A 13,068-nucleotide genomic window follows, 5' to 3' on the forward strand; every position below is an offset into this window, starting at 1 on the left:
AAAGCAGGGCCGGGGAAGCTCAACGACAACGGCACGCGTCAAAGCGGCCGGGTCGCAACAAAAGGGGAGGATAACAATGATGTCTTCAGCAGCGCTTCGTCGGCGCCTTGCGCGCAGCGCCTCGGCCACGGTGCTGGCCATCGCCTGCATCTCTCCCGCCATCGCCCAGGAGCAGGCAGCGCCCGAACAGGCGGCGCAGGACGAGGCCGAAGCCGACATCGGCGGCGCCACCCCGCAGGACATCATCGTCACCGGCTTCCGCAACGCGATCCAGACCGCGCAGGCGGAAAAGCGCGAGGCGACCGGCGCGGTCGACGTCATCAAGGCGGAGGACATCGCCAAGTTCCCCGACAACAACCTCGCCGAATCTCTCCAGCGCATCCCCGGCGTCGCGATCTCGCGCGAGGGCGGCGAGGGACGCAGCATCTCCGTGCGCGGCCTCGGCCCCGAATATACCCGCGTGCGCATCAATGGCATGGAAGCGGTGGCGACCACCGGCGGCTCGGATGCGGGCGGCGGCGTCAACCGCGGCCGCGGCTTCGACTTCAACGTCTTCGCCTCGGAACTGTTCAACTCGCTGACCGTGCGCAAGACCGCCTCGGCCTCGGTCGAGGAAGGCTCGCTCGGCGCGACGGTGGACCTGCAGGCCGCCCGCCCGCTCGACTACAAGGACAACTTCGTCGTCGCCGGCTCGGCGCGCGCCGGCTACAACGACCTGTCGAAGAAGTGGGACCCGCGCCTCGCCGGCCTCGTGAGCTGGCAGAACGAGGAAGGCACCTTCGGCGTGCTCGCCTCGGGCGCCTACTCCACCCGCTCGATCAAGGAAGAGGGCCACTCGACCGTGCGCTGGAGCCCGGCGGGCGCCAATGGCGGCTTCAACGCGGCCTCCACCCTGCCCGGCTACACCGCCGCCCAGCTCAACACCCTGCCCGCCGCCGACGGCTCCAACTGGGACAGCCTCGTCTACCACCCGCGCATCCCGCGCTACGAGACCTGGACCAACGACATCACCCGCCTGGGCCTGACCGGCGCGGTGCAGTGGCAGCCGTCCGACCGCACCGAGATCGTGGTCGAGGGGCTCTATTCGAAGTCCAAGACGAAGCGTCAGGAAAACTACATCGAGGCGCTGTCGTTCAGCCGCACCGGCGCCAGCGGCAAGGCCCAGTCGATCATCCGCACCGGCGAGGTCAACGACCAGAACGAGCTGGTCTACGGCGTCTTCGACGATGTCGACATGCGCATCGAATCGCGCCACGACGAGTTCAGCACGACCTTCTACCAGGTCAACACGGTGCTGAAGCAGGAGGTGACCGACACCTTCCACCTCAACGGCTACCTCGGCTATTCCAAGTCCAAGTTCGACAGCCCGGTACAGACCACCGTGGTGCTCGACCGTCTGAACTCCGATGGCTTCAGCTGGGACTACCGCGAGCACGACCGTTCGCCCGTCATCAACTGGGGCTTCGATCCCAACAACCCCGCCAACTGGTCGTTCATCAACGGCACGTCGGACGTGCGCATCCGCCAGAACGAGGTCACCAACGACTATCTCTCGGCCAAGCTGGCGGGTGAGTGGGAACTGACGGACGGCTTCAAGCTGTCGGTCGGCGGCGAGTACCGCCGCTTCCGCTACGACACTTTCGAATCGCGCCGCTTCGTGGCCGAAACCTCGTCGGGCACCCTCACCCCGGCGCAGGTTGCGGCGCTGACCTCGCCGTTCAAGGGCGTGACCGGCGACCCGGCCTACGGCGGCTACGTGATCCCCAACCTGCAGGGCTTCGTCGACGAACTGGGCATCTACTGCAACTGCGTAACCACCATCAACGGCCGTTCGGTCGACTTCCGCGTCAACGATCGCGACGTGGCGGGCACCAACCCGAACCCGACCGCCGCAAGCAACACCGGCAACATCAAGGAAATCGACAAGGCGATCTGGTTCCAGATCGACTTCGAGCAGGAAATCGGCGGGATCATGGTGCGCGGCGATGCCGGCATGCGCTACGTCAAGACCGGCCAGACCTCGTTCGGCTACGGCCTCGCCAGCGGTGTCGCGACGCCGATCACGGTGAAGCGGAGCTACGAGAACTGGCTGCCCTCGATGAACCTCGTCGCCGAGATCACGCCCGAGTTCCTGCTTCGCTTCGGCGCCGCGCAGGTCATCACCCGGCCAGGCCTCGGCGCCCTGTCGCCCGGCGGCAACCTGACGCTGCAGGCTGCGAACCAGGTCTTCAATCAGGGCAACCCGTACCTGAACCCGACCGAGGCGTTCAACCTCGACTTCGCGGCCGAATGGTACTTCGCACCTGGATCGCTGCTGGGCGTCAGCCTGTTCCAGAAGGACATCGGTTCGCTGAGCGGCACGCAGATCTCGACGCTGGTGCCCTTCAACCAGCTCGGTTTCCCGCTCAACCTCGCCACCGACCAGGGTCTGCCCGTCGACGTGCCCGTCACCGTCCGCCGCACCATCAACGGCGACGGCGGCAAGCTGCGCGGCATGGAGATCAACTACCAGCAGCAACTCAGCTTCCTGCCCGGCTTCCTCAGCAACATGGGCGTCCTGGCGAACTACACTTACGTCAAGGCCGACCTGAAGTACCCCGGCCCCGGCGGCGTGGGCACTGTCACCGGCCCGCTCACCAACCTGTCGAAGCACACCGCCAACGGCACGCTGTACTACGAGGACTCGCTGCTCTCTCTGCGCGGCTCGGTCTCGTACCGCTCGGGCTACGTCGAGGCCTTCGGCGGCGGCGCGCGCGACCAGAACACCGAGGAAGGCGTTAACAGCGCGATCAACGTCGACGCCTCGATCGGCATCAACGTCACCGATGCCATCACGCTCACCATCGAGGGCAACAACCTCACCAACGAGCGCAAGGACCAGTACATCGACGAGGACGACCGCGTCGTCCTGAACCACACCTTCGGACGCCAGTTCTACTTCGGCGTTCGTTTCAAGTACTGACGGCCTGTCCCGGTGCCGCGCCCGCCATGTCGGCGAGCGCGGCACCGGGACTTTTTCGCGTTTGGAGTGATAGCGCTATCTAATCTAAAGACAAAACATGGGAGCAATGATGTGACGAAGGGCTTCGAATTCAGCCGCCGCGCGATGGTCGCCGGCGGCATTGCGCTTTTGGGCACGCCTGCCCTCGCCCGCGCCGCCGCCGCGCCGCCGCTGAAGCGGCCACCCTTCCCCATCGAGGACGACGTCGGCCGGCCGATCGCGCCGCCGCCGCCGGGCTACTACGACGTCGCCACCCGCAGCGGCCCGGGCCTGCCCGTGACCCCGGAGACCGAGCGCGGCGGCTGGGTCACCAGCGAGGCCGCGGTCGACCGCAAGGGTGTGCGTTTCAAGGGTCCCGGCCCCGCACCCAGGAACCAGCTGCCCTGGGGCGAATCCGATTCCGGCCGCGTCGTGACGCAGGGTCTGATCCCCCCGGTCAAGCCGCTGCTCCACCTGCACCTGCGCGACACGATCGTGTGCCTGGGCGGCGACGGCTTCTACTACATGACCGGCTCCACCGGCGACGACATCTGGAAGGCCAACGACGGCGTCGAGCTTTGGCGCTCGCCCGACCTCGTGCAGTGGGACTACCTCGGCCTCGTCTGGAGCATCGAGAAGGACGGCGGCTGGGAAAAGCAGTGGTCGGTGCGCAAGGGCGACTACTTCCGCGCGATCTGGGCGCCGGAAATCCACTACATCAACGGCAACTACTACATCTGCCTGTCGGTCAGCCGCTCGGGCATCTCGATCCTGCGCAGCACCAGCGGCAAGGCGACCGGGCCCTACGTCCACGCCTTCTCGCCGGACAAGCCGCTGCGGAACGGCATCGACGCCACCCTGTTCGGCGACGACGACGGCGCGGTCTACCTGACCTACGGCGGCGCCTTCGAGATGGTGCGCCTGAGGCCCGACCTCTCGGGCTACGACGGCGAGTGGACGACGGTGACGCTCGACACGCCCGACCCCGACCCATCGCACCACAACAAGAAGTGCGTGCGGCACGACTACAAGGACATCGGCTTCGAAGGCGCGACGATGTTCAAGCACGACGGCAAGTACTACCTCGGCGCCGTCGACCGCTTCCATCCCAACCGCTACTCCTTCGCGCTGGCCACCTCGGACAAGCCCTTCGGCCCCTACCGCGACCGCTACGAGAGCGTGCCCTGCGGCGGCGGCGGTAATATCTTCAAGGACAAGGAAGGCCGCTGGTGGTGCACCATCTTCGGCAACGACGACGAGGCCCCGTTCCGCGAGAAGCCCGGCATCGTACCGGCGCGGATGGACGAGAAGGGGCACCTCGTGGCGGACTTCACGCCGCGAAAGCTCTGACGCCGGCGTAGAACAGCAAAGAGCCGCTTAGCCATCGTGGCCGGGCGGCTCTTTTTGTTTGGGGCCGTTCCCGTCCCCCTCCCCCGCGATAGGAGGAGGGGGAAGGACCTAGATCCGCACCGGCGCCAGGCGCGGGCTGAGCATGTGGACCACCGCGAGCGCCACCAAGTACGCGCTCGCGCAGATCGCGAAGAGCACCTCGTAGCTGTGCGTGGCGTCCAGGATGTAGCCGGCGAACAGCGCCATGCCCATGCCGCCGAACGCGCCCACGGTGCCGCCGATGCCGACCACCGAGCCAACCGCGCCGCGCGGGAACACGTCCGACGGCAGGGTGTAGAGGTTGGCGGAGAACGCCTGATGCGCAGCCGTGGCAAGGCCGATCACCAGGACCGCCATCCACACGTTGTCGATGCCCTGCACGAACCAGATCGGCAGCACGCAGATCGCGCTGAGCAGCATCGTCGCCTTGCGCGAGAAGTTGGGCGTGCGGCCCGACTTGATGAGCCTGGACGACATCCAGCCGCCGGCAACGCTGCCCAGGTCCGAGATCAGGTAGATCGCGGCGAGCGGCAGGCCAAAGGTCTTGAGGTCAAGGTCGTAGCGGTCAAACAGGTAGCCCGGCAGCCAGAACAGGAAGAACCACCAGATGGGGTCGATGAGGAACTTGCCGAGCGCGTAAGCCCAGGTTTCCTTGACGGTGAGCAGTCGCCCCCAGCCGATCTTCTCGACCGGGTCGGCCGGGTCCTGCCGGATCCAGGCGAGTTCGGCGGCGCCGACTCGCTTGTGCTCGGTCGGATGGCGGTAGACGATCCACCAGACGACCAGCCAGATGATGCCGAACAGGCCGGTGACGAAGAACGCCATGCGCCAGTCGAACCACAGCACCAGCAGCGGCACGAGCAGCGGCGTGATGATCGCGCCGACGTTGGCGCCGGCGTTGAAAAGGCCGATCGCGTAGGCGCGTTCCTTCTGGGGGAACCAGTCGGTCACGGCGCGGATACCGGCGGGGAAATTGCCCGATTCGCCGACGCCGAGCCCGAAGCGCGCCATCGCGAAGGACACCATGCCAGTGGCGAAGCCGTGCGCCATGTGGCTCAAGGTCCAGATCACGATGGCGATAGTGTAGCCGATCCGCGCGCCGAACATGTCGACGACCTTGCCGAACGACAGGTAGCCGACCGCGTAGGCGACCTGGAACCAGAAGACGATCCCCGCGAAGTCGGATTCGGACCAGTTGAACTCGGCCGCCAGCGTCGGCTTCAGAACGCCGATCATCTGGCGGTCGATATAGTTGATTGCCGTGGCCGCGAACAGCAGCGCCACCACGACCCAGCGATAGCGGCCCACCTTGACCTCGCCCGTTTGGACTTCGCCCGGTTTCGTACCTGCGTCCATTGATCCTGCTCCCCGCCGGCGGCGTTGTGGCCTGCCGGCTTATCTATTCCTCAGGCGGCGACAATGCCGCAAGCGACGGTGCCGTGCCCCTCGAACGTGGCAAGGACCCGCTGGCCCGGCACCACGGGGTGGACCCCGGTGACCGCACCGGTCGAGACCCAGGTCCCGCCGCTGCAGTCGATCCCGCGCGCGGCCAGGTTGCCGAGCAGGAACCGCACCGCGCCGAGCGGGCCGTCGAGCATGGCCGCCGTGGTGGCCTCGCCGGCAACTTCGCCGTCGATCTCGAGGCGCACGGTGATGCCATTGAAATCGATGGTTTCCCACCCCTCGAGCGCGGCGCCGACGATCATGCCGTAGTTATTGCCATAGTCCGACACCGTCACCGGCGGACCATCGGCATTGATGCGCGGATAGGGCGAGCTGGCGACCTCGATGCCGAGGTGAACGGCGTCGAGCACGGCGCGGGTCTCCGCGTCGTCCTGCGGGACGGTGCCGTCCCAGCCAGCGGCGACGTGGAGCAGGAACTCCGCCTCGGCGGCCGCGAAGCCGTCCGCGAAGACGGGCATCTCGGGCGCCTCGCCGTCGCTCACCGTGACGACGCTGTCCGCGAAGATCGGGCCGGCGAGCCGGTTGCTGCCGAGCTGCGCGTCGGTCGGCGGGTTGATCTTGCCGACCTTCCAGCCGGAGACCGAACGTCCGTCGAGTTCGAGCGCGATGTCCTGGATGCGGTAGGCGCCGCCAAGATCGGTCGGTGCCTCACCGGGGTAGGTAGCCAGCGCGCGTTTCTCGCGCCGGGCCGCCACAAATGCCTCGGCCACTGCCTTTGCCTTATCCGTCAAGCCAATCCCCACACTTAAAAATCTGCGACAGCCGATCGCTGCCATTGGAAAGGCCACCCACCGGGAAACCGGTGTCACCGGCGGGCGAGGCGGGTCTACGCCGGAGCGATGAACCGTCCGCGCCGCTTGTCCCGAAGGTCTTTTCGGAGGCTTTATGCACCGCCGCCGACCACGGGCTTCCCGGAATGGTAACCGGTGTCATCTTGCCTTTTGGCTCGGTGGAGCGCAAGTCGGAAAATCGTGCACGACGAGAGGTCAGAAGAGCGCCGCATGGCAAAAGGGCAGAAACCTACCATCAACGACGTCGCTCGGCTGTCAGGGGTGTCCAAGAAGACGGTGAGCCGGGTGATCAACAAATCGCCCCTGCTCAACGAGGCGACGCGCGAGAAGGTGGAGGCGGTGATCGCCGACCTCGGCTATGTGCCCAACCCGCAGGCGCGGGCGCTGGCGCTGCGGCGCAACTTCCTGATCGGCCTGATCCACGACAACCCGAACGCGCAGATGGTGCTCGGCGTGCAGGAGGGCATCCTCGACACCATCCGCAAGACCGAGTTCGCGCTGGTGGTCCGCCCGGTCGACCGACACTCGCCCACCCTGCTCGACGACATCCGCCACTTCATCGAGCAGCAACGGCTCTACGGCGTCATGCTGCTGCCGCCGCTGTCCGAGCGCGACGACATCGCCGACGTCTGCCAGGAACTCGGCTGCACGGTGGTGCGCATGGGCTCGGCCAAGCTGGATGATGACGAGCACCTGGTCGCCTCGAACGACCGGCAGGCCGTGAGCGAGGCGGTCGGCTGGCTCGCCGAACTGGGCCACCGCCGCATCGGCTTCATCGCCGGCCCCGAGGGTTTCCGCTCGGCGCGCGAACGCCAGCAGGGTTTCACCGACGGCATGGCGCAGGCGGGCCTCACTCCCGACCCCGCGATCATGGCGCGCGGCACCTACCGCTTCGAATCGGGCCGCGCGGCGGGCGAACAACTGCTCTCGGCCAAGGAGCCACCGACCGCCGTGTTCTCCAGCAACGACGAGATGGCAGCCGGACTTCTCCACGCCGCGAAGGAGCGCGGGCTCGACGTTCCCGAGGACCTCTCGATCATCGGATTCGACGATACCGCAACCGCCGCGCACATCTGGCCGCCGCTCACGACGGTGCGCTGGCCGATCCGCACGATGGCCAGCACCGCCGCGCTCAAGCTGATCGAGCCGACCTCCGCCGGCTCGCAACCTTCGATGTTCCCCTCCGATCTGATCCGCCGCGCATCGGCTGTTCCTTATCCCACCGAGGAGCGTTGACACCGGTTACCTAAAGCGGATACGAAAGCCTCCAAGAGACCTGAACGGGAGAGTTCGACGTGTTCTGCAAGACCTACCACGCCACCCATCCGGACATGATGGAGTGCGTCTCCAACGAGGAACTGCGCGACCGCTACCTCGTCACCGGCATGTTCAAGGACGGCGAGGTCAACCTCAACTACTCGCACAACGAGCGCTTCATCATCGGCGGCGCGGTTCCGGGTGCGACGCCGCTGCCCCTGCCGCTCCAGACCGTGCCCAAGAGCGCCGAGGGCAAGTCCTTCTTCGAGCGCCGCGAAGCCGGCATCACCAACATCGGCGGCCCGGGTGCGATCACCGTCGACGGCCAGCGTTTCGAGATGAAGAACAAGGAATGCCTCTACGTGCCGATGGGCACGAACGAGGTGATCTTCGAAGGCCAGGGCGCTCGTTTCTACATCGCGTCGGTTCCGGCCCACAAGGCGCTGCCGATCAAGCACATCACGCTCGACCAGGCCAACCCGCTGGCACGCGGCGACCTCGCCAACTCGAACCAGCGCACGATCTACCAGCTGGTCATCCCCGGCGTCTGCGACAGCGCGCAGCTGCTGCTCGGCCTCACCGTGCTGGAAGAAGGCTCGGTCTGGAACACGATGCCGCCGCACCTCCACGATCGCCGCTCGGAAATCTACCTGTACTTCGAGCTGCCGGAAGAGAACGACCGCATCTTCCACTACATGGGCGAGCCCGACCAGATGCGTCACATCGTGATCGCCAACGAAGAGGCCGTGATCAGCCCGCCGTGGTCGATCCACATGGGCTCGGGCACCAAGAAGTACGCGTTCATCTGGGCCATGGGCGGGGAAAACCTCGACTACACCGACATGAACGTGCTGGATATCTGCCAGCTCCAGTAGGGCTTGCACGCTCCTCGCCGCGGCGGGGAGCACCGCGACGAAGCGGTCCGCCGGGCGCCGGAAACAGGGCGCCGGCGGATCACTTCCCCCCGGCCCGGCCGGGATCGCATTGACGGGATCAGGATCAGACTTATGGCAATTTCCTTCGACCTCGCGGGCAAGGCCGCCCTCGTCACCGGCGCCAACACCGGCATCGGGCAGGCCATCGCGGTCGCTTTGGCGCAGGCCGGCGCCGATGTCGCCGTGGCCGGCCGCAGCGAGCCCACCGAAACCCTCGACCTGATCGCCGCGACGGGCCGCAAGGCCGTCAACATCAAGGCAGACCTCTCCAGCATCGAGCCGGTCGGCCGCGTGATCGACGAGGCGGTCACCGGACTCGGCAAGGTGGACATCCTCGTCAACAATGCCGGCATCATCCGCCGCGACGACCTGCTGCAGTTCTCCGAGGAGGACTGGGACGCGGTGATGGACACCAATCTCAAGACGCTATTCTTCCTCAGCCAGGGCGCCGCGCGCGGCATGACCGAGCGCGGGTACGGCAAGATCGTCAACATCGCCTCGCTGCTGACCTTCCAGGGCGGCATCCGCGTACCGAGCTACGCCGCGGCGAAGTCGGGCGTGGGCGGTGTGACGAAGGCGATGGCGAACGAACTGGCGCCGAGGGGCGTGCAGGTCAACGCGATCGCCCCGGGCTACATCACCACCAACAACACCGCCGCGCTCGTCGCCGACGAGACGCGCAACCGGCAGATCCTCGAGCGTATCCCGACGGGGCGCTGGGGCCGGCCCGAGGATATCGCCGGCGCCGCCGTGTTCCTCGCCTCCGCGGCTTCGGACTACGTGACCGGGCAGGTCCTGGCCGTCGACGGCGGCTGGCTGGCACGCTGAGGTGAGCGGACACGTCGTCACTTTCGGCGAAGTGCTGCTGCGCCTCGCCACGCCCGGCGCCAGGCTGACGGTCCAGTGCGACGCGCTGGACCTGGTCGTCGGCGGCGCGGAAGCCAACGTCGCGGCGGGGCTCGCCTCGCTGGGGCACGAGGTCAGGATGGTCACCCGCCTGCCGACCAGTCCGCTCGGCGACAAGGCACGCAGCGCCCTGGGCGCCGCCGGCATCGATACCACGCACATCGGCCGCGCCAATGGCCGCATGGGCCTCTATTTCCTTGAGAGCGGAGCGGGCCTTCGGCCTTCGTCGATCACCTACGATCGCGCGGGTAGTCTTTTCGCAGGGTCCTCCTCCGGCGACTTCGACTTCGCTTCCGCTCTCGAGGGAGCCCGACTGCTCCACCTGTCGGGCATCACGCCGGCGCTTGGCCCCGGAGGCGTCGCGCTTGCGCAAGCCGCCGTCGCCGCGGCAAACAGCGCCGGCGTGCCCATCTGTTTCGACGGTAACTACCGCGCGATGCTGTGGGACGCCTGGGACAGCGATCCGCGCGCGATCCTGACGGACCTGATGCAGTCCGCCACGGTGATGATCGGTAACCACCGCGACATCTCGCTGCTGCTAGGCAAGGCCTTCTCGGGCGACGGGTCCGACCGCCGCCGAGAGGCCGCCCTTGCCGCCTTCGAGGCGTTCCCGAAGCTGCAGCTCATCGCCTCGACCGCGCGCCACGTCGTCAACGCCGGCCACCACCGCATCGCCGCGCGCATCGACGGGCGTGACGGAGCGCACCAGACCAGCGAGGTCGACGTCACCGGCATCGTCGACCGCATCGGCACCGGCGACGCCTTCGCGGCGGGCGTGCTGCACAAGTGGCTCGAAGGCGCCGACCTCGTCGCCACCGCGCAAGCGGGGCTAGCCTACACCGTGCTCAAGCACACCCAGCCCGGCGACATGTGCCTGGTCGGCCCGGCCGAGCTGGAGGCGTTCTCCGCAAGCGGCGGGGACGTGCGGCGATAAGGGCGCCTGACGACCCACGTCTGAAGCCCCCGTCATCCCGGCGAAGGCTGGGATGACGGATTAGGGAGAGAGCACCATGACCACCCCCATCACGCGCCGCACCCTCGTCAAATCCGCGGCGGTGCTGGCAGCCCTCGCCCCTGCCCCGATCATCGCCCGCAGCGCAAGATTGCCGCGCGTCGGCCGTTACGGCGGAGTGCCGGAAAACGGCGTATGGGCCTTCAAGGGCATCCGTTACGCCCGCGCGGCGCGCTTCGCCCGCGCCGTCGCTGAGCCGTGGGAGGGCGCGCCCCTGACTGCCGCCAGCTTCGGCCCGATTTGCCCCCAGCGGACCTCCGGCGACGAGCGGCAATCCGAGGACTGCCTGTTCCTCAACGTCTGGACTCCCGACGCCAAGCCCGGCGCCAGGCGCGCGGTCATGGTCTATTTCCACGGCGGCGCGTACACCACCGGCTCGGTCACCGACCCGCTGACCCACGGCGCCCACCTCGCGGCGGACGGCGACGTGGTGGTCGTCACCGTCAACCACCGGCTCAATGCGCTCGGCTATGCGTGGCTCAAGCCCTTCGGCGCGCAGTTCGCCGACAGCGGCAACCTCGGCCAGCTCGATCTCGTCCTCGCTCTCCAGTGGGTCCGCGACCACATCGCCGCGTTCGGGGGCGACCCGGCGCGCGTCATGGTATTTGGCCAGTCGGGCGGCGGCGCCAAGATAGCGACGCTGATGGCCATGCCCGCCGCCAAGGGCCTGTTCCACTCGGCCGCCACCATGAGCGGCCAGCAGGTGCAGGCGAGCGGCCCCGCTCACGCCTGGGTACGCACGCAGGCGTTCATGAGCGCCCTGAAGCTCGCCCCCGGCGACGTGGAGACGCTGCGGACCATGCCGGTCGAGCGGCTGGTCGAGGGCCTCGGCGCCACCGACCCGGTGATGGGCGGCGGGGTCTACTTCGGCCCGGTTCTCGACATGACCAACCTGCCGCGCCACCCCTTCTGGCCGGACGCCGCGCCGCAGTCGCTGCGTATCCCGATGATCCTGGGCAACGTGCGCGAGGAGACCCGCGCCTTCCTCGACCCGCGCGGGCCGAAGGTTCAGGGCCTCGACTGGGACAACCTCGCGGCCCGCATCCTGCCCGAGGTCAAGATCGACCTCGATCCGGTCTGGGTGGTCGAGCAGTACCGCGCCCACGAGCCCAGCTGGACGCCCGAGCAGGTGTACTATGCCGCCACCACCGACGGCCGCTCGTGGCCCGGGCAGGTGATCGAGGCGGACGCGCGCGCCGCGGCGGGCGCGGAGGCGACCTGGGTGTACCAGCTCGACCGCCGCTCGCCGGTCGATCCCTTGCGCGGCGCCGCGCATACGGACGACATTCCCTACGTCTTCGGCACCCAGGCCGCGCCGGGCAGCTTCTCCGGGACGGACGCCCACGCGCAGGCGCTCGGAACCACGATGATGCAGGCCTTCACCGGCCTCGCGAAGACAGGCCGCCCGGGTCTTCCCGAATGGTCCCGCTACCGCCTGCCGGACCGCGCGACGATGGTGTTCGGCGACGCGCCCCGCGTCGTCAACGACCCGCGCCGCTGGCAGCGCGAACTCTGGGCCACCGCGCCCTACGTCCAGCCGGGCAGCTGAGGACGCAAGCGCGGCTGACCGGCGCCCCCGATCTCCGCGTTGCGAAGCAATGGGGAGGCGACGCCGACGAAGTTGGCGACGGAAACGTCGGCTACCCCTTCACTACCCGCTACGCCGCCGGTCCCTTCCCGATCGGCTTAGGGACAGAGAGGATCGGTGCGTCCGCGTGAGGGCGCACCATTCGTTCCGATTTCGATCCGACAGCGGGAAGTGGTGGTTAGGTGCCTTTGGCCATGTTAGGTTCGTTCGTCTAAAGGGGGCGTCATTTTGCTGATCTACGGTATCTTTATGACGCTAAGCTGCCTTTCGCTGGCCCTGTGGCCACACAAGCGAGCGCAGACCGTTGAAACCCGGATTGCTCAGGGTGACGACGAGTTCTTCGAGGAACAGCGCAGTTACCAAGCCTACCCTTGGTTGCGTGATCCGAAGCGCCTTCGCATCGCCGGAGTTATCGGATCGGCTTGCGGGCTGGTCTTTTGCGGGCTTGAACTTTACAGCCCTAGCTAGGTTCGCAAAGGGGCGCGAGCGGCCTGTCGGGAATTCGAGACAAGGGGGGCGAAAACTGCCGCACTCAAGGCACTTCAACTTGCTGCTCCGTACCCGGTGAATGCTCGGTTAAATCGAGTGTCCACCCAGCGGCTGTGCGGGCTAGCACAATCTCAAACGTCGGCCCGTCCCCATCGCAGTTCATATACCAACACATGACGCGGTCGCGATCTACAGCGAGGAATTGGATGAAGTTCATGTCCACATATGAACCGATCCGGTAATTGCTCACGGGGTTG

Annotated in this window: 11 protein-coding genes; 8 read left to right on the forward strand and 3 right to left on the reverse strand. The window is 67.3% G+C overall.

What is annotated here, in order from left to right; all coding sequences use genetic code 11:
- Nucleotides 1–79 precede the first annotated feature (79 nt).
- Both PMI02_RS00935 and PMI02_RS00940 read left to right on the forward strand, forming a co-directional pair.
- The gene (locus tag PMI02_RS00935; protein WP_238538934.1) at nucleotides 80–2,962 is read left to right on the forward strand and encodes a TonB-dependent receptor; all 2,883 of its coding nucleotides are present in this window, start codon (nucleotides 80–82) and stop codon (nucleotides 2,960–2,962) included.
- A gap of 111 nt (nucleotides 2,963–3,073) precedes the next feature.
- Nucleotides 3,074–4,330, forward strand: a complete 1,257-nt coding sequence (locus PMI02_RS00940) for a family 43 glycosylhydrolase (protein WP_007677412.1) — start codon at nucleotides 3,074–3,076, stop codon at nucleotides 4,328–4,330.
- 108 nt (nucleotides 4,331–4,438) lie between these two features.
- On the opposite strand, the gene PMI02_RS00945 is transcribed toward PMI02_RS00940, so the two are convergent.
- Nucleotides 4,439–5,725: an MFS transporter gene (locus PMI02_RS00945; RefSeq protein WP_007677413.1), complete on the reverse strand. Its 1,287-nt coding sequence runs from the start codon at nucleotides 5,723–5,725 to the stop codon at nucleotides 4,439–4,441.
- 50 nt (nucleotides 5,726–5,775) lie between these two features.
- Nucleotides 5,776–6,564, reverse strand: coding sequence for a 2-keto-4-pentenoate hydratase (locus tag PMI02_RS00950; protein WP_007677418.1), 789 nt, complete (start codon nucleotides 6,562–6,564; stop codon nucleotides 5,776–5,778).
- Nucleotides 6,565–6,834: 270 nt separating this feature from the next.
- Here PMI02_RS00950 and PMI02_RS00955 point away from each other — a divergent pair, with 270 nt between their 5' ends.
- From PMI02_RS00955 to PMI02_RS26840, 6 genes are all read left to right on the forward strand, one after another.
- A complete protein-coding gene (locus PMI02_RS00955; RefSeq protein ID WP_007677420.1) occupies nucleotides 6,835–7,860 on the forward strand; it encodes a LacI family DNA-binding transcriptional regulator in 1,026 nt (341 codons plus the stop codon).
- Nucleotides 7,861–7,919: 59 nt separating this feature from the next.
- Nucleotides 7,920–8,756, forward strand: coding sequence for a 5-dehydro-4-deoxy-D-glucuronate isomerase (kduI, locus tag PMI02_RS00960; protein ID WP_007677423.1), 837 nt, complete (start codon nucleotides 7,920–7,922; stop codon nucleotides 8,754–8,756).
- 132 nt (nucleotides 8,757–8,888) lie between these two features.
- Nucleotides 8,889–9,644, forward strand: coding sequence for a 2-dehydro-3-deoxy-D-gluconate 5-dehydrogenase KduD (gene kduD, locus PMI02_RS00965; protein WP_007677425.1), 756 nt, complete (start codon nucleotides 8,889–8,891; stop codon nucleotides 9,642–9,644).
- Nucleotide 9,645: 1 nt separating this feature from the next.
- On the forward strand, nucleotides 9,646–10,656 hold the full coding sequence (locus PMI02_RS00970) for a sugar kinase (protein WP_007677426.1): 1,011 nt from the start codon (nucleotides 9,646–9,648) through the stop codon (nucleotides 10,654–10,656).
- Between the two features lie 76 nt (nucleotides 10,657–10,732).
- Nucleotides 10,733–12,283 carry a carboxylesterase/lipase family protein gene (locus PMI02_RS00975; RefSeq protein WP_007677427.1) on the forward strand — a complete coding sequence of 517 codons (1,551 nt, stop codon included), beginning with the start codon at nucleotides 10,733–10,735 and terminating at the stop codon, nucleotides 12,281–12,283.
- Between the two features lie 267 nt (nucleotides 12,284–12,550).
- A complete protein-coding gene (locus PMI02_RS26840) occupies nucleotides 12,551–12,790 on the forward strand; it encodes a hypothetical protein (RefSeq protein ID WP_157222308.1) in 240 nt (79 codons plus the stop codon).
- Between the two features lie 64 nt (nucleotides 12,791–12,854).
- On the opposite strand, the gene PMI02_RS27800 is transcribed toward PMI02_RS26840, so the two are convergent.
- On the reverse strand, nucleotides 12,855–13,068 hold a 214-nt coding region (locus PMI02_RS27800; protein ID WP_007677428.1), incomplete at its 5' end, for a hypothetical protein.

This window comes from Novosphingobium sp. AP12, assembly GCF_000281975.1.
Lineage (GTDB): Bacteria > Pseudomonadota > Alphaproteobacteria > Sphingomonadales > Sphingomonadaceae > Novosphingobium.

Excerpts from the sequence above, each read along its gene's own strand:
- PMI02_RS00935 (WP_238538934.1), top strand. The coding sequence starts at position 80 with ATGTCTTCAGCAGCGCTTCGTCGGCGCCTTGCGCGCAGCGCCTCGGCC.
- PMI02_RS00945 (WP_007677413.1), bottom strand. The coding sequence starts at position 5,725 with ATGGACGCAGGTACGAAACCGGGCGAAGTCCAAACGGGCGAGGTCAAG.
- PMI02_RS00955 (WP_007677420.1), top strand. The coding sequence starts at position 6,835 with ATGGCAAAAGGGCAGAAACCTACCATCAACGACGTCGCTCGGCTGTCA.
- kduD (WP_007677425.1), top strand. The coding sequence starts at position 8,889 with ATGGCAATTTCCTTCGACCTCGCGGGCAAGGCCGCCCTCGTCACCGGC.
- PMI02_RS00975 (WP_007677427.1), top strand. The coding sequence starts at position 10,733 with ATGACCACCCCCATCACGCGCCGCACCCTCGTCAAATCCGCGGCGGTG.